At 70.2% G+C, this 15,874-nt stretch carries 15 protein-coding genes; 12 read left to right on the top strand and 3 right to left on the bottom strand.

Annotated features, from left to right (window positions below; genetic code table 11):
• Positions 1–202 precede the first annotated feature (202 nt).
• On the bottom strand, positions 203–1,012 hold the full coding sequence (locus tag ACZ5IK_RS11565) for an LURP-one-related family protein (RefSeq protein WP_465487641.1): 810 nt from the start codon (positions 1,010–1,012) through the stop codon (positions 203–205).
• Positions 1,013–1,133: 121 nt separating this feature from the next.
• Here ACZ5IK_RS11565 and ACZ5IK_RS11560 point away from each other — a divergent pair, with 121 nt between their 5' ends.
• From ACZ5IK_RS11560 to ACZ5IK_RS11545, 4 genes are read left to right on the top strand one after another with little or no spacing between them, the layout of a single operon-like run.
• The gene (locus ACZ5IK_RS11560) at positions 1,134–2,171 is read left to right on the top strand and encodes a methionine synthase (RefSeq protein WP_465487640.1); all 1,038 of its coding nucleotides are present in this window, start codon (positions 1,134–1,136) and stop codon (positions 2,169–2,171) included.
• 21 nt (positions 2,172–2,192) lie between these two features.
• The gene (locus ACZ5IK_RS11555) at positions 2,193–2,897 is read left to right on the top strand and encodes a hypothetical protein (RefSeq protein ID WP_101609974.1); all 705 of its coding nucleotides are present in this window, start codon (positions 2,193–2,195) and stop codon (positions 2,895–2,897) included.
• Between the two features lie 10 nt (positions 2,898–2,907).
• Positions 2,908–5,055 carry an NAD-dependent DNA ligase LigA gene (ligA, locus tag ACZ5IK_RS11550; protein WP_465487639.1) on the top strand — a complete coding sequence of 716 codons (2,148 nt, stop codon included), beginning with the start codon at positions 2,908–2,910 and terminating at the stop codon, positions 5,053–5,055.
• Positions 5,048–5,545: a GNAT family N-acetyltransferase gene (locus ACZ5IK_RS11545; RefSeq protein WP_465487638.1), complete on the top strand. Its 498-nt coding sequence runs from the start codon at positions 5,048–5,050 to the stop codon at positions 5,543–5,545. Before ligA ends, ACZ5IK_RS11545 begins: the two co-directional genes overlap by 8 nt.
• 81 nt (positions 5,546–5,626) lie before the next feature.
• Here the strand turns inward: ACZ5IK_RS11545 and ACZ5IK_RS11540 are convergent, their stop codons facing one another.
• Positions 5,627–6,280 carry an ACT domain-containing protein gene (locus ACZ5IK_RS11540; RefSeq protein WP_465487637.1) on the bottom strand — a complete coding sequence of 218 codons (654 nt, stop codon included), beginning with the start codon at positions 6,278–6,280 and terminating at the stop codon, positions 5,627–5,629.
• Between the two features lie 244 nt (positions 6,281–6,524).
• On the opposite strand from ACZ5IK_RS11540, the gene gatC reads away from it, so the two are divergent.
• The 8 genes from gatC to ACZ5IK_RS11500 all read left to right on the top strand — a co-directional run bounded on the left by gatC (position 6,525) and on the right by ACZ5IK_RS11500 (position 14,600).
• Positions 6,525–6,824 (top strand): Asp-tRNA(Asn)/Glu-tRNA(Gln) amidotransferase subunit GatC, encoded by a 300-nt coding sequence (gene gatC / locus ACZ5IK_RS11535; protein ID WP_101609968.1) that lies wholly within the window; start codon positions 6,525–6,527, stop codon positions 6,822–6,824.
• On the top strand, positions 6,821–8,338 hold the full coding sequence (gene gatA, locus ACZ5IK_RS11530) for an Asp-tRNA(Asn)/Glu-tRNA(Gln) amidotransferase subunit GatA (protein WP_465487636.1): 1,518 nt from the start codon (positions 6,821–6,823) through the stop codon (positions 8,336–8,338). The genes gatC and gatA overlap by 4 nt, the downstream gene beginning before the upstream one ends.
• A complete protein-coding gene (gene gatB / locus ACZ5IK_RS11525; protein WP_465487635.1) occupies positions 8,335–9,840 on the top strand; it encodes an Asp-tRNA(Asn)/Glu-tRNA(Gln) amidotransferase subunit GatB in 1,506 nt (501 codons plus the stop codon). Before gatA ends, gatB begins: the two co-directional genes overlap by 4 nt.
• Positions 9,833–10,318: a hypothetical protein gene (locus ACZ5IK_RS11520; RefSeq protein WP_465487634.1), complete on the top strand. Its 486-nt coding sequence runs from the start codon at positions 9,833–9,835 to the stop codon at positions 10,316–10,318. Before gatB ends, ACZ5IK_RS11520 begins: the two co-directional genes overlap by 8 nt.
• A 48-nt stretch (positions 10,319–10,366) precedes the next feature.
• Positions 10,367–11,062, top strand: coding sequence for a cupin (locus ACZ5IK_RS11515; RefSeq protein ID WP_465487633.1), 696 nt, complete (start codon positions 10,367–10,369; stop codon positions 11,060–11,062).
• Positions 11,063–11,088: 26 nt separating this feature from the next.
• The gene (locus tag ACZ5IK_RS11510) at positions 11,089–12,486 is read left to right on the top strand and encodes a DUF6351 family protein (RefSeq protein ID WP_465487632.1); all 1,398 of its coding nucleotides are present in this window, start codon (positions 11,089–11,091) and stop codon (positions 12,484–12,486) included.
• Positions 12,487–12,657: 171 nt separating this feature from the next.
• The gene (locus ACZ5IK_RS11505; protein ID WP_465487631.1) at positions 12,658–13,230 is read left to right on the top strand and encodes a TetR/AcrR family transcriptional regulator; all 573 of its coding nucleotides are present in this window, start codon (positions 12,658–12,660) and stop codon (positions 13,228–13,230) included.
• The gene (locus ACZ5IK_RS11500) at positions 13,227–14,600 is read left to right on the top strand and encodes an MFS transporter (RefSeq protein ID WP_465487630.1); all 1,374 of its coding nucleotides are present in this window, start codon (positions 13,227–13,229) and stop codon (positions 14,598–14,600) included. Before ACZ5IK_RS11505 ends, ACZ5IK_RS11500 begins: the two co-directional genes overlap by 4 nt.
• On the opposite strand, the gene ACZ5IK_RS11495 is transcribed toward ACZ5IK_RS11500, so the two are convergent.
• Positions 14,597–15,832: a PQQ-dependent sugar dehydrogenase gene (locus tag ACZ5IK_RS11495; RefSeq protein ID WP_465487629.1), complete on the bottom strand. Its 1,236-nt coding sequence runs from the start codon at positions 15,830–15,832 to the stop codon at positions 14,597–14,599. The two genes, ACZ5IK_RS11500 and ACZ5IK_RS11495, sit on opposite strands and share 4 nt — an antisense overlap.
• Positions 15,833–15,874 lie beyond the last annotated feature (42 nt).

Raw genomic sequence — 15,874 nt, 5'->3', positions numbered from 1 at the left:
CCCCCCCCCCCCCCCCCCCCCCCCCCCCCCCCCCCCCCCCCCCCCCCCCCCCCCCCCCCCCCCCCCCCCCCCCCCCCCCCCCCCCCCCCCCCCCAAGCCCGTAATAGGTGCCCTACCGGTGGACGGTGCCCCCAATGTGGCATTGGGGACGTTCATCGTCCCCAATGCCACATTGGGGGCACCAAAGGCGAAACGCGGAGGGTCAGCGGCCGTCGTCCTGCTTCAGCGCGGTGTCGATGGTCAACGCCGACGCGACCACCATCGACGCCAGCGGATCCCGCAGCGGCCGGTGGATCTCGACGACGTAGTTGTCGGCGGTGGTGAACGCGGCCTTCACGAAACCGCCCCAGGTCTTGGTGATCCGCGCGATCTCGACGTCGGCGTGGTCCTTGATCACGAAGTTCCACGCCCGCCAGTTCTCCGCGAAGATCCCGCCGACCCGACGGCCGTCGACCACGAAACCCAGCCGGATCTTGCCGAAGACGTTCTCCTGCACGATCTCCCCGATCGGGGAGTCGTCGGCCTTCGTCACCAGGAAGCGGGATTTGAACACCTTCGCCGGTCGCGTCACCTTCAGCACGGTGCTGTGGTTCGCGTCCCGGATTTCGAAGCGGTGGGTCAGGAACTGGTCGTAATTCGTCAGCAGCCGGATGGCCTTCTTCAACGTGCTCTGCCCGACCTGCACGACGCCGCCGAGGCGGTTGCCGTTCTGGTCGAAAACCCCGAACTCGTTGGACATCTCGATGAGTTTCGCGCGTTGGTTGACCACCAGCACGGGTTCGGAGAACAGGGTCCCGCCGCCGGTGGCCCCGCCGCCCCGGCCCTGGGTCCCCTTCGCCACCTGCGCCCGGATCTTGTTCGGGTCGTGCGCGCCTTCGATGTCCAGCTCGATCATCTCGGCGTCGTGGGACGGCCGCGTGTTGGCCGTCCAGGCCTGTCCGTCCCACCACCGGTACACCCGGGGGTTCTGCTGGTCGGGGTACCAGCCGGCGGGCTGTGGAGAGCTCGTCATGGCAGGTCAGCGTAATGCGCGAGACGCCTTTTCGGGCCCGCCGACGGCAATTGCGGCGAATGTCCGTGTCGTCGGCGTGCCCCGCCTCCCCGCCGAGTGGGACCAAGGGGAGAATCCGGGTGTGAACGAACGACCTTGGCCTCCTGGCGCCGCGACCGCGATCGGTTCCCAGCCCGGCACCGATCCGGTCGAGGCCGCGTCGATCGTGTTCGGCGAACTGCCCGAATTCCCCTATCTGCCCGAACTGCCCGCGCGCGGCGTGGGTGCCGACCTGATCGGCCGGACGGCCGCGCTGCTGGTCGATCTCGCCGTCGAGGTGGTGCCGAGCGGCTATCGCGTCGCCGCCCGTCCCGGGCACGACCACCGCCGCGCCGTCGACCTGATGAACTGGGACCTCGACGCCGTCCAGGAGGCGAAGGAGAAGGCGGGCGCCGCGCCGCCGGTGTTCAAGGCCCAGGTCGCGGGGCCGTGGACGCTCGCCGCGAACATCGAACTCCAGCGCGGGCACCGGATCCTCACCGATCGGGGCGCCCTGCGCGATTTCACCGCGTCCTTGCTGGACGGCCTGGCCGAACACGTCGCGGAACTGAAGTCGCGCGTCGGCGCGCCCGTGGTGCTCCAGTTCGACGAACCGTCGCTGCCCGCGGTCCTCGCCGGCGATCTTCCGACCGCGTCCGGCTACGGCACCGTTTCCGCCGTGCCCGCGCCGGAGGCCCGCGACCTGCTGTCGACGGTGATCTCCGGGGCGGAGCGCATCACCGGGCAGCCGGTCGTGGTGCACTGCTGCGCCGAGAAACCGCCGATCTCGTTGCTGCGCGCCGCCGGCGCGAAAGCGATCGCCTTCGACTTCACCCTGTTGAAGGGCGCTTCGCCCATGCAGCTCGACGAAATCGGCGAGACGCTGGATTCCGGCACGACGCTGATGCTCGGGCTCGTCCCCACGACCGACCCCGGCGCGCCGGTGGTGCTGCGTGACGTGGTCACCCCCGTGTTCAAACTCGTCGACAGACTCGGATTCCGCCGGGAGATCATCGCCGAACGTGTCGTGCCGACCCCGGCGTGCGGTCTCGCGGGCGCCACGCCCGAGTGGATGCGCCGCGCGCTCACGCTCGGCCGGGAGGCGGGCCAGGCTTTCGTCGAACCGCCTGAAGGCTGGTGACCGGCGCGGTAGCGTGCCCGCATGCGTTTGTTCCGCCGCTCCCGTAAGCCCGAGGACGTTCCCGACCCCCGCACCGCGTGGCCGGAGCAGCCGGTCCCCGAGGACGCGGCCGCCGCGGCGGTGACGTTCTGGGAGGCGTGGTTCGCGCTCCTGCCGGAGGTCAGCGCCGCGCTCGGCGATCGCGAGCCGCATCGCGTGGAACACGACCTCTGCACCATCGTCGAGGCGCTGCATCCGCGGCTGCACTTCTCCCTCGATCGTGGGCACCGGGCGATCTACTCGCTGGTGCTCACCGGCCAGGAGGATCCGGAACTGCGCCCGTACACCGACGCGTGGAAGGCCGCCGCGCCGCCGGAGGACGCGATCTGGGAGTACCACGACTCCGTGCCGCCGGTCCCCGATCCGACCGAGGTCACCGTCAACCTCGGCGAGACCCGCATCGCGCTCGCCGACGTCCGGGTGACCGCGAAGGTGGACGATTCAGCCGGACGGGTGGACGTCACCGTGTTCCATCCGCTGATCGAAGAGCTCCGGCCGGAGACCCGGACGACCATGACCTTCCTGCCGCTGGACGCCACGCTGGGTGAGCGCGTCGCGGCCGAAAGGCTGGGCAAGGTCGAACTGGTGACAGAGGCGCAGGAGGGACAGCTGACCCTTCTGGAGCTCCGTGAAGTGGTCGCCCGACTCGACCCGAGGGCGTCCGGAATTGTCGGTACCCCCGACTAGGCTTACCCCCGTGAGCAGCGAACTTCCGGAAAACCCCGAGCCAGTGCAGGACATCACCGAGGTCCCCGCCGAGGTCCGAGAAAGGCACGCCGAACTGGCGGAGGAGATCCGCGGGCACCAGTTCCGGTACTACGTGCTGGATTCACCGATCGTGTCCGACGGCCAGTTCGACACGCTGCTCAACGAACTCCAGGCCATCGAGGACGAGCACCCGGGGCTGGTGACGCCGGAGTCGCCGACGCAGAACGTCGGCGGCACGTTCTCGACCGAGTTCGTCGCGCACGACCACCTCGAGCGCATGCTCAGCCTGGACAACGTCTTCGACGGCGAAGAGTTCGAGACCTGGGTCGAGCGGGTCCAGAAGGAGATCGGCGCGACGAAGTACCTCGCCGAGCTCAAGATCGACGGGCTCGCGATCAACCTGCTGTACGAGAACGGCCGCCTGACCCGCGCGCTGACCAGGGGCGACGGCCGCACCGGCGAGGACGTCACGCTCAACGTCCGCACGCTGGAGCAGGTACCGGATCGCCTGACGGGCACCGACGAGTTTCCGGTGCCCGCGCTGGTCGAGGTCCGCGGCGAGGTGTTCTTCCGCGTCGAGGACTTCCTGGCGCTCAACGCGAAGATGGTCGAGGCGGGCAAGGATCCGTACGCGAACCCGCGCAACACCGCCGCCGGATCGTTGCGGCAGAAGGATCCGAAGATCACGAAGTCCCGCAACCTGCGCCTGATCTGCCACGGGCTCGGGAAACGCGAAGGCTTCGAGCCGAAGCGCCAGTCCGAGGCGTACGACGCGCTCGCCGCGTGGGGCCTGCCGGTCTCGCCGCACAGCAAGGTGCTCGCCACCGGCGAGGAACTGCTGGAGCACATCAAGTTCTGGGGCGAGCACCGCCACGACGCCGAGCACGAGATCGACGGCGTCGTCATCAAGGTCGACGAGGTCGGGCTCCAGCGCCGTCTCGGGACGACGTCACGCGCGCCACGCTGGGCGATCGCCTACAAGTACCCGCCCGAAGAGGCGATCACCACCCTGCTGGACATCCAGGTCAACGTCGGCCGCACCGGGCGGGTCACCCCGTTCGCGGTGATGGAGCCGGTGAAGGTGGCCGGGTCCACGGTGGCGATGGCGACGCTGCACAACCAGGAAGAGGTCAAACGCAAGGGCGTGCTGATCGGGGACAAGGTCGTCATCCGCAAGGCGGGCGACGTCATCCCCGAGGTGCTCGGCCCGGTCGCCGACGCGCGCACCGGCGAGGAGCGCGAGTTCGTCATGCCGTTGCGCTGCCCCAACTGCGACACCGAACTGGCGTACCAGAAGGAGGGCGACATCGACATCCGTTGCCCGAACGCCCAGTTCTGCCCGGCGCAGCGGCGGGAGCGGCTGTTCCACCTGGCGAGCCGGAACGTCTTCGACATCGAGGTGGTCGGGTACGAGGCCGCGGTGGCGCTGCTGGACGCCGGTGTCGTGCACGACGAAGGCGACATCTTCGACCTGGACGAGGAGAAACTGCTCGAAGTCGACCTGTTCCGCACCAAGGCGGGGGAGCTGTCGGCCAACGGGCGCAAACTGCTGGACAACCTCGAAACCGTCAAGGACCGTCCACTGTGGAAGGTCATCGTCGGGCTCTCGATCCGGCACGTCGGCCCGACGGCGGCGCAGGCGCTCGCGCGGGAATTCGGTTCGCTGGAACGGATCGAGAACGCCTCCGAAGAGGAGCTCGCCGGCGTCGACGGGGTCGGCCCGACCATCGTGAAGGCCGCGAAAGAGTGGTTCGAGGTCGACTGGCACCGCGAAATCGTCGAAAAGTGGCGTGCGGCGGGCGTGCGGATGGAGGAGGAGCGCGACGAGTCCATCCCGCGCAACCTCGAAGGCCTGTCGATCGTCGTCACCGGTTCACTGAACGACTACTCCCGTGACGAGGCCAAGGAGTTCATCATGGCCCGCGGCGGGAAGGCCGCCGGTTCGGTGTCGAAGAAGACGGCGTTCGTCGTCGTCGGGGACGCGCCGGGGACGAAGTACGACAAGGCCGTCCAGCTGAAGGTGCCGGTGCTCGACGAGAACGGCTTCCGGGTGCTGCTCGAAAGCGGCCCCGAGGCAGCCGCGGAACTCGCGCTGCCGGCCGATGCGTCTGCCGATGAGGAGGACAGCGGTGAGTGACCTGGAGATCCGGCCCGCCCGTGACGCCGAACTGGAGGCCGTCGGGGAGCTCACCCTGGCCGCGTACTCCGCCGAGCGGAGCCTCGTCGACGGCGTGGGCTACGCGGCCGAACTCGTCGACGCCGCCAAACGGGCCGAGCAGGCCGAGCTCCTGGTCGCGGTCGACGGTGACGGCACGCTGGTCGGCACGGTCACCATCGCGCGGCCGGGGACGCCGTTCGCCGAGCTGTCGCGCGAAGGCGAACTGGAGTTCCGGATGCTCGGTGTGCGGCCCACGGCCACCGGGCGCGGTGTCGGCGAGGCGCTGACCAGGGCCGTCATCGCGCGGGCGCGGGAACTGGCCGCGGCGCGGGTGGTGCTGTGCAGCCTGGACACGATGACGCGGGCACACCGGCTCTACGAGCGGCTCGGCTTCGTGCGGCTGCCGGAGCGGGACTGGGAGCCGCATCCCGGAGTGACCTTGGTCGCTTACCGCTTGGAGCTCACCTAGCCGTCCGCCCGTGTAATGAACGGGACTTTCATTGCAAAATTTGCAATGAAAGTCCCGTTCATTACACGCGTCAGGGAGTGATCAGCTGTCCAGGACGACGGCCACGATCCCCGCGAAGTGAGCCAGCCGCGCCACCTCGGCGGCACGGAAGTTCGGCCCGCCGGGCCGCGCGACCAACAGCGCCTTCCCCGGCTTCCCCAGCGGCGTCGCCGCGAGTTCCGTGCCCAGTTCCTTCCACGTCTCCGGGACCCACGCCTCCTCGGCGTCGAGGATGGTGGCGCGTTCCAGCGGCAGCCACGGCAGGTCGGTGATCGGCGTCTCAGGGGCCGCGTTCGAGGAAGCCAGCCGCAGCGCGCCGGACTCCGAGTGCTCGACGACGACCGCCCAGCCCGCCCGGATGATCCTCGGCACACCTTCGGCGAGGATCTCCAGCCCCGAAGCGGGCTTCGCGGCGATCTCCTCGACCAGTTCGAGTTCGCGATGGGTGTCCAGCACCCCGGCGTACGGGCGGACGGCGTCGACCTCGACACCGTCGACGCTTTCGGCGGCGGTGATCAGCGCGTCCGGAAGCCTGCCGGAGGGGATTTCGACGACGAGGTCGTCGATGGCGACACCGCCGCTTCGTTCGACCACGTCCACGCTCAGGATGTCGGCGCCGACGGTGCCGAGCGCGGTGGCGACCGCGCCGAGGGTACCCGGGGTGTCCGGTAATTGGACCCGGATCAGGAACGACACACGCGCCCCTCTCGCCTCAGGCGTTCCAGCCTCGCCGTGGAACGCGCTACGCCGGGCGCCGATTGTGACAGACCGGACGAGGTAATGGGACCCGACGTCCGGGGCACGGGATAACGAACCAGGCACTCCTTACCCGACGTGGGAGTGCAGGCCGCGGCATAACCCAGTCGAGTACGCCGACGCCGCCACCATAGACTTGCAGCTTCCGACTGAACCCGCACAGCACACCCCGGGAGTCACCCGCGTGCCCAACATTTCCCGCGACGAGGTCGCACACCTCGCCAAGCTGGCCAGGCTTGCCGTCACCGAAGAGGAGCTGGACGTCTTCGCAGGCCAGCTCGACCAGATCCTGGACTCGGTGGCCAAGGTGAGCGAGGTCGCAGGCGAGGATGTCCCGCCCACGTCGCACGCCGTGCCGCTGACCAACGTTTTCCGTGAGGACACGGTCCGACCGGGGCTGACCCAGCAGCAGGCACTGGCCGGCGCGCCGGCCGCCGAAGAGGGTCGTTTCCGGGTGCCGCGGATTCTGGGAGAAGAGCAGTGACCGAACTCATCAAGCTGACCGCCGCCGAACTGGCGGACAAGATCCAGGCCCGTGAGGTCTCGGCGGTCGAGGTCGCCCAGGCCCACCTGGACCGGATCGCCGAGGTCGACGACCACATCCACGCGTTCCTGCACGTGGACACCGAGGGCGCGCTCGACGCGGCCCGCGCGGTGGACGCCGACGTCGCCGAGGGCAGGGCGCCGAAGTCGCCGCTCGCCGGGGTGCCGCTGGCGCTCAAGGACGTGCTGACCACCAAGGGCATCCCGACCACGGTCGGTTCGAAGACCCTGGAGAACTGGATCCCGCCGTACGACGCCACCGTGACGCGCAAGCTGCGCGAGGCCGGTGTCGTGGTGCTCGGCAAGACCAACATGGACGAGTTCGCGATGGGCTCCTCCACGGAGAACTCCGCGTTCGGCCCGACGCACAACCCGTGGGACCACGCCCGCATCCCGGGCGGCTCCGGCGGTGGCTCGTCGGCGTCCATCGCGGCGTTCGAGGCCGCGATCGCGATCGGCACCGACACCGGTGGCTCGATCCGCCAGCCCGGCGCGGTCACCGGCACCGTCGGCGTGAAGCCGACGTACGGCGGTGTCTCCCGCTACGGTCTCGTCGCCTTCTCGTCGTCGCTGGACCAGGCCGGTCCCTGCGCGCGGACGGTGCTCGACGCCGCCCTGCTGCACGAGGTCATCGCCGGCTACGACCCGATGGACTCGACCTCGATCGACGCGCCGGTCCCGCCGGTGGTCGCCGCGGCCCGCCAGGGCCTGACCGGTGACCTCAAGGGCGTCCGCGTCGGCGTGGTGAAGGAATTCGCGGGCGACGGCTACCAGCCCGGCGTCCTGCGGTCCTTCGAGGCCGCCGTCGAGCAGCTGCGCGCGCTCGGTGCCGAGGTCGTCGAGGTCTCGTGCCCCAACTTCACCTACGCGCTGCCCGCGTACTACCTGATCGCGCCGAGCGAGTGCTCGTCGAACCTCGCCCGGTTCGACGCCATGCGCTACGGCCTGCGCGTGTCCGACGACGGCGCGCACAGCGCCGAAGAGGTCATGTCGCTCACCCGCGAGAAGGGCTTCGGCCCCGAGGTCAAGCGCCGCATCATGCTCGGCACGTACGCGCTGTCGTCGGGCTACTACGACGCCTACTACGGCTCGGCGCAGAAGGTCCGCACGCTCATCACGCGTGACTTCGAAGCCGCGTACGAAAAGGTGGACGTGCTGGTCTCGCCGACCACGCCGACCACCGCGTTCAAGATCGGCGAGCGCGTCGACGACCCGATGGCGATGTACCTCGCGGACCTCTGCACCATCCCGTCGAACCTCGCGGGCAACGCGGCGATGAGCGTCCCGAGTGGACTGTCGCACGAGGACGGCCTGCCGGTCGGCCTGCAGATCATGGCCCCCGCGATGGCCGACGACAGGCTGTACCGCGTCGGCGCCGCCTACGAGGTCGCGCGTGACGCCGCCAACGGCGGTTCGCTGGTGCACCAGGTTCCGGAACTGGGAGGAAAGAAGTGACCGCCGTGGTGGAACTCATGGACTACGCCGACGTCATCGAGCGGTTCGACCCGGTCCTGGGCCTCGAGGTGCACGTCGAGCTGAACACGAACACCAAGATGTTCTGCGGCTGCGCCAACGAGTTCGGCGGCGAGCCGAACACCAAGGTCTGCCCGACCTGTCTCGGCATGCCCGGCGCGCTGCCGGTCGTGAACGCCAAGGCGATCGAAGGCGCGATCCGCATCGGCCTCGCGCTCAACTGCGAGATCGCCGAATGGTGCCGGTTCGCCCGGAAGAACTACTTCTACCCGGACATGCCGAAGAACTTCCAGACGTCGCAGTACGACGAGCCGATCGCCTTCAACGGCTACCTCGACGTGACGCTGGACGACGGCGAGGTCGTCCGCGTGGAGATCGAGCGCGCGCACATGGAGGAGGACACCGGCAAGTCGCTGCACGTCGGTGGCGCCACCGGTCGCATCCACGGCGCCGAGCACTCGCTGCTCGACTACAACCGCGCCGGTGTGCCGCTGATCGAGATCGTCACCAAGACGATCGAGCACACCGGTGAGCGCGCTCCCGAGGTCGCGCGGGCGTACGTGAGCGCGCTGCGGGATCTGCTGAGCGCGCTGGACGTCTCCGACGTCCGCATGGACCAGGGTTCCCTGCGCTGCGACGCGAACGTCTCGCTGATGGCCAAGGACGCGACCGAGTTCGGCACGCGCACCGAGACCAAGAACGTCAACTCGCTGCGCAGCGTCGAGCGCGCCGTGCGCTACGAGATGACCCGTCAGGCGGCGATCCTCGCCGAGGGCGGCTCGATCAAGCAGGAGACGCGGCACTTCCAGGAGGCCGACGGCACCACGTCGCCCGGCCGCACCAAGGAGACCGCCGAGGACTACCGGTACTTCCCGGAGCCCGACCTGGTCCCGATCGCGCCGTCGCGCGAGTGGGTCGAGGAGCTGCGCAAGACGCTGCCGGAGATGCCGTCGGAGCGCCGCAAGCGTATCCAGCGCGAGTGGAACCTGACCGACGAGGCGCTGCGCGACCTGCTCAACGTCGGCGCGGTCGACCTGGTCGCCGCGACCGTCGCGGCGGGCGCGACGCCGGACGAGGCCCGCAGCTGGTGGGTCAACACGCTGGCGCAGGAGGCCAACTCCCGCGAGATCGAACTCGCCGAGCTGGCGATCTCTCCGGCGCAGCTGGCCGAGGTCATCGGGCTGGTCAAGGCCGGTGAGCTGACCAACAAGCTGGCCAAGGAGGTCGTGCAGGGCGTCCTGGCAGGCGAGGGTTCGCCGTCCGAGGTCGTCGAGAAGCGCGGCCTGAAGGTCGTCTCCGACGACTCGGCGCTGATCGCGGCCGTCGACGAGGCACTGGCCGCGCAGCCGGACATCGCCGAGAAGATCCGCGGTGGCAAGGTGGCCGCGGCCGGGGCGATCGTCGGCGCGGTCATGAAGGCAACCAAGGGCCAGGCCGACGCCAAGCGCGTGCGCGAACTGATCGTCGAGCGAGTCGGTGCCTGAACTCGTTTCCAAGAAGGTCACCTGGCGTGAGTGGCTCGGCCTCGCGGCCGGGCTGCTCGCGCTGGTGACCTTGTTCCTCCCGTGGACGACGCTGACCGCGTCGCGCCCGGAGATCGAGGACGTGCTGACGTCGTTGCCCGCCAACGACGTCACGCGTGACGCGTGGCGCTCCGGCTTCCTCGCCTGGGGGCCGGTCTTCCTCCTGTTCCTGCCCGGTCTCGCCGTCGTGCTGTTCGGCCGTGTCGAAGCCGTCCGCCGCGCGGGCTTGCCGCATCTGTGGCTGATGGTGGCCATCGGCGCCCTGCTGCTGATGGTGCTCGGCTGGGTCACCCTCGACTGGCAGTTCGACGCCGACCAGCGGGGGATCCTTTCCGCGGCGGGTATCGAGATCGGGGCGGGCCTCGGCCGTTACCTCGGCCTGATGGCCGCTGTCGTCTCCGTCGTCGTCGCCTTCTTCGACGTCCGCGCCCGTAAGTAGTCACTCAGCGGATACCGGCCGGAAACCCGCGATTTCCGAGGAGGTCCCGTGTTCCCGCTTCCCGGCGGTATCGGTCTTTCCCATCTGCGGGCCTACGAATGGGAGGCCTCGGACGGGGTGTGCGGTGGCGGCCCGCATCTGCACCTTGCCTGCACCGAGGCCTATGTCGTCACCGGAGGACGCGGCGCGGTGCAGACGCTCAGCGTCGACGGATACCGCGAAACCGAACTCGAAGCCGGGGTCATCGCGTGGTTCGCGCCCGGGACGGTGCATCGGATGGTGCAGCGCGGCGGATTGCGGATCACCGTGCTCATGCAGAACGGCGGGCTGCCCGAAGCGGGTGACGCCGTCCTCACCTTCCCGCCGCCGATCCTCGCCGACCCGGACGCCTACGCCGCGGCCGCCGCGATGCCCGCGGACGACGACTCGGCACGACGGCGTCGCGACCTCGCGATCGAGGGCTACCTGCCGATCCGCGACGCCCTCGCCGCGGGAGATCCCGGCCCGCTGAGGGACTTCCATCGCGCGGCCGCCGCGTTGATCGCGCCGAAGGCCGGCGCCTGGATCCCGCGCTGGCGGGCCGGTGCGCTGGCCGCCGCCGAGCGGACCGGGGAGCACCTGGAGGCACTCGCGAACGGTGACGCCAGCCATCTCGAGGAGTCCGGCGTCCGAGTCGCAAATCCGTCCACAAAGGACGGTTATGGCATGTGCGGGTGGCGCGCGGAGTACCGGATTTACATGTGACCATTTGGTCACCTATTTTGGCCGGTATGACCCACTCACGCAGGACACTCGTCACCGTGCTCGTCACGCTGCTTCTCGGCGCGCTGGTCACCGCCGTCCCGGCGTCGGCCGAGGGGCGCCGTCACGTGTACGAAGGAACGATCGACGGCGCGGACTTCCTGGTCAAAGTGCCGAAACGGTGGAACGGCACGCTGGTGCTCTACAGCCACGGGCTCTACGTGGAGGAATGGAAGCCGGCGCGGATCGCGCTGGCCACCAGACCCGAGACCGAGACCTGGCTGCTCGACCAGGGCTACGCGCTCGCCGCGTCGAACTACGAAGGCGTGTTCGGGCACGCGATCGAGGAGGCGCTGACCGATCAGGTCGCGCTGCTGGACTGGTTCAAGGCCAACGTGGGCGCACCGCGGCGGACGATCACCAGCGGGATGTCCATGGGAGCCGTGATCTCCTTGAAGCTGGCCGAGAACAATCCCGGTCGTTTCGACGGCGTTCTGACGCAATGCGGCGAGTACGACGCGAACGGGACCTGGAACAGCGCGCTGGACATGCTGTTCGCGCTCAAGACCCTGCTGGCGCCGGACGCGGACATCGACCTGGTCCGGCCCCGCGATCCGCAGGCGGCCCAGGACGCGCTCGGAGCCATCGTGGCCGAAGCCCAGAAGACGGAGCGGGGCCGCGCCCGGATCGCGCTCGCCGGTGCGCTCGGCGACATCCCGGGCTGGGCCTTCGCGCATCAGCCGGAGCCCGCCGCGCTGTCGGACCGGCTCGCCCAGCAGGCGATGTGGGTCACCGGGGCCTACTTGTTCGGCTACGGACCGGCCGCGCGCCCCGAGATCGAGCGCCGCGCGGGCGGCAACCCGTCGTCGAACACAGGGATCGACTACCGGCGCATGCTCGCCCGGTCCGCAGGGCTCGACCTCGTCCGGCACGCCTACCGGGTGGGCGGTGCGGACCTGGAAGCCGACCTGGACCGGCTCGCCGCCGCTCCGCGGATCTCTGCGGACCCGAAGGCGGAGGCCTACCTGCGCCACTACACCGTGGCACGTGGCACCACGCCGTCGCCGGTGCTGACCGTGCACACCACCGGCGACGGCGGCGCGGTACCCGGCCAGGCCCGATGGTACGGCGACCAGGTCCGGCGCAACGGTGATCCCGCCCGGTTGCGGCAGACCTACGTGAGCCGGGGCGGTCACTGCTCGTTCAACGCCGCCGAGGAGATCGTCCTGCTGCGCACCCTGCTGTCCCGGGTGGACAGTGGGCGCTGGTCGGACACCGGACCGCGACGGCTCACCGCCGCCGCGACCGCGCTCGGCCCCGGCTACCGGCTGGTCCCGGAGCTGTTCAGCGAAACCGGCGAGGAGAAGGCCATGGCGCCGTCGTTCGTGCGCTTCACGCCGCCGTCCTATCCGCGGCCGTCACGCTGAGCCGGGGGATAGGGCGAGGGGCGGGGCGAGAGTGGCGTGGTGGGGCGGGTTGGTCGTGGGGGGGGGGGGGGGGGTTTTTTTTCTCCCCCCCCCCCCCCCCCCCCCCCCCCCCGACCCCCTGGACCCACACCTCACTTAAGTTAGTGGTTAGTAACCAGTAACCTCACTCTCATGGCTGAACGGATGAGCGGAACCGACCGGCGCGCCCAGGTGCTGGCCATCGCGGCGAAGGAGTTCGCGGAACACGGGTTGCACGGGGCGTCGACGGAGGCGATCGCGAGGGCGGCCGGGATCACCCAGGCGTATGTCTTCCGGATCTTCGGGACGAAGAAGGCCCTGTTCCTGGAGCTGGTCCAGGCCGCTTTCGCGCGCGTCAGCGACGGGATGCGAAACGCGGGCGAGGGGAAGACCGGCCTGGACGCGCTCTCGGCGATGGGCGCCCAGTACTTCGACCTGCTGGCCGATCGGACCGGGTTGTTGTTGCAGCTCCAGGGCTTCGCCGCTTGTGGCGACCCGGAGGTGCGGGACGTGGTGCGGTCGTGTTTCGCCCGGATGTGGGACACGGCCGAGGACGGCACCGGACTCGAACCGGTGACCGTGAAGACGTTCCTCGCCTTCGGGATGCTGCTGAACACCGGCGCCGCGATGGACGTCGACCAGGTCGGCGAGGACTGGGCCGAGGGCGTTCGCACCCGGATCCGGCCGGAGCTGTTCGCGCACATCACCACCGAGGCGAACCGGTGACCACCCGCGTGGACGGCGGGCTGAGCGTGGCGCTGGTCTGCACGGCGTTGTCGGGAGCGGTGATCGGCAGCGTCGGGGCGCCTCTCATCACGCCGGTCGCCACGGGGATGCACGTGTCCCTGGACGCCGCGCAGTGGACGTTGACGGTGACGCTGTTCAGCGGCGCGATCGCGGGCCCGGTGCTGGGCAGGCTCGGCGGCGGGCCGTACCGCCGCGTCACGATCCTGGCCACTCTGGCCCTGGTCATGGTGGGCGGGCTGCTGACGGTGCTCCCGCTGCCGTTCGCGGCGTTGCTGATCGGGCGAGCTCTGCAAGGGCTCGCGGTCGCGGCCGGGGCGCTGTTGATGAGCGTCGCCCGCGCTCACCTGCCTGCCGAGCGCTCGGTGTCGACGATCGCCGCGATCTCGGTCGCGTCGACCGTGGGCATCGGCGTCGGCTACCCCCTGATCAGCCTTCTCGACCAGCTCGCGGGCCTGCGTGCCGCGTACGGACTCGGATTCCTGCTGTCCGCAGTCGCACTGGTCATCGCCTGGCGGATCCTGCCCGCCGAGGAGCCCGGCGAGCTGCCCCGGATCGACGTCCTCGGTGCGCTGCTCCTCGCTCTCGGCACTCTCGGGGTCCTTCTGGTCATCGCCGCCCCGTCGATCTGGGCGAACGCGTGGCTGGCCGGTGGCCTTCTCGCCGGTTCCGCCGCGGTGCTGGCGGTGTGGGCGTTCCTCGAACTGCGCACCAAGGCGCCGCTGGTGGACCTTCGGCTGCTCGGCCAGGGGCCGATCCTCCGCGCGAACCTGGCGATACTCGTGGCCGGGGCCGGTTTGTACCTGCTGTTCAGTCTGTTCACCCGTTACGTGCAGACGCCCGGCGACGCCCGCTACGGATTCGCGCTCCCCGGTGTCGCCGCGGGTGCGGCCCTGATCCCGTTCTCACTGCTCGGATTCGCCGCGGGCAAAGCGGTACCGCGGCTCAGCGCGCGCATCACCGAACGGTGGACGTACGCGCTCTCGGTCGTGATCGCCATGGCCGGTGCCCTGTTGTTCGCCGTCGGCGACGAGTCGCTCTTCCTCGTCCTCGCCGCGATCGCCGTCCTCGGCTTCGCCGTCGGAGGTGTCTTCGCGGTGATGCCCAAGCTCGTCCTCGTCGGCGTGCCGCGGGAAGAAACCGCCAGCGTGCTCTCGATCAACCAGATCGCCCGCAGCATGGGGATGAGTGTCGGCAGCGCGCTCGCGGGCTTCCTGCTCGCCGCGACCACTCCGGACGGCGCGCTGCTCCCCACCCGGAACGGCTACCTCACCACGGCGCTCTGGGCGCTGCCCCTGCTCGCGGTCAGCGCGCTCATCGTCGCGGGAACTCCGCGCCGGGCGGCGTCCTAGTCCTTGCCGCTCCCGCCGGCGCTGGCCACCGGGGTGATGATGACGAGGCGGTCGTCGCTCGAAACCGGCGAGCCGCCGTCCTTGTTGATGGTGCCGACCAGCGCTATCTGCGGGTTGATCATGCTCATCGAGGACAGGCGGCCGAAGGTCTTCGGGGGCTTGCCGGTCTTGCCGTCCAGCGTGACGTTGGGCTTGCCGGTCACCGCGCCGTCCGGGGTGACCGGCAGATTCTGCAGGTTGCCCGCGATCGACGTCGCCACGGCCAGATAGCCGGAGGCGGCGACGAAGTCCGCGCATCCCGCGACGCCGGGCTTGTCCGGCCAGCTCCAGGCCGGGGTGGTCAGGGGCTGTCCCGCGCGAAGCCGGTGGAGGACGTCCTTGTCCGCCAGCCTGTCCGTCAGCCAAATGCGCGAACCGGCCTGGTCGCGGCAGATCGCGCCGGGGGAGTGCACGCCGGTGGAGAAGACCGCCGAACCCGCGGTGGGATTGCCCGGCGCGGGTTTGCCGGAGGTGTCGACCCGCAGCACCTTCCCGGCCAGCGACACCGGATCGGCGGCGAGTCCGGGGTTGCCCGCGTCGCCGGTGGCGACCAGGAGCGCGCCCTTGCCGTCGGTGCCGATCGCGCCGCGGTTGCCGGAGGCGCCCTTGGGGATGCCGGTCAGCACCGGTTTCGGCGCCTGGCCCTTCGCCAGCCGGACGAGCCGGTTGTCCGTCGGGGTGGTGATGTAGGCGAAGACGAGCTGGTCTTCGGCGAATCCGGGGGAGAGGGCGAGCGAGGTGAGGCCGCCGTCGCCGGAGCCGTCCACGGGGATGGTGGCCCAGGCGGCCGGGTCCTTCCCCGCGGCGGCGAGCAGAATGCGTCCGCTCTTGCGTTCGCCCGCGAGCGCGCTGGGCGCGGTGCCGTCGCCGGGGATCGCGGCCACGGCCGCGACGGTGTCCAGGCAGGTCGCGATGACGGCCTTGTCGAAGTCCTTGCAGCCCTGCGGCGGCGGAACCGGCGTCGGCGTCTGGTTCTGCCCGTTCCCTCGGCCGCCGGGGCCGCCGGGGCCGGAATCGCCCGCGTCACCGCCGGGCCCGACCTGCGGCGGGGATTCGGGGGACGGCGGGTTGACCGGGGTGAACTTCTGCCCGGCCGCCGTGTTGTCGAAGTCGGCGCAGCCGGAGAGCAGCAGCGAGCCGCAGGCCAGCAGAGCCAGCGGCGCGGTCCATTTCCGCCGGTACCGGGTACGCACGGGGCCAGCCTAGGTGGGCGTGCGTGAGCCACGGGTAAGCGG

The organism is Amycolatopsis sp. NPDC031561 (genome assembly GCF_055580625.1).
Note: the sequence above shows the minus strand (reverse complement) of the source record. Positions and strands in the feature narration are given on the sequence as shown.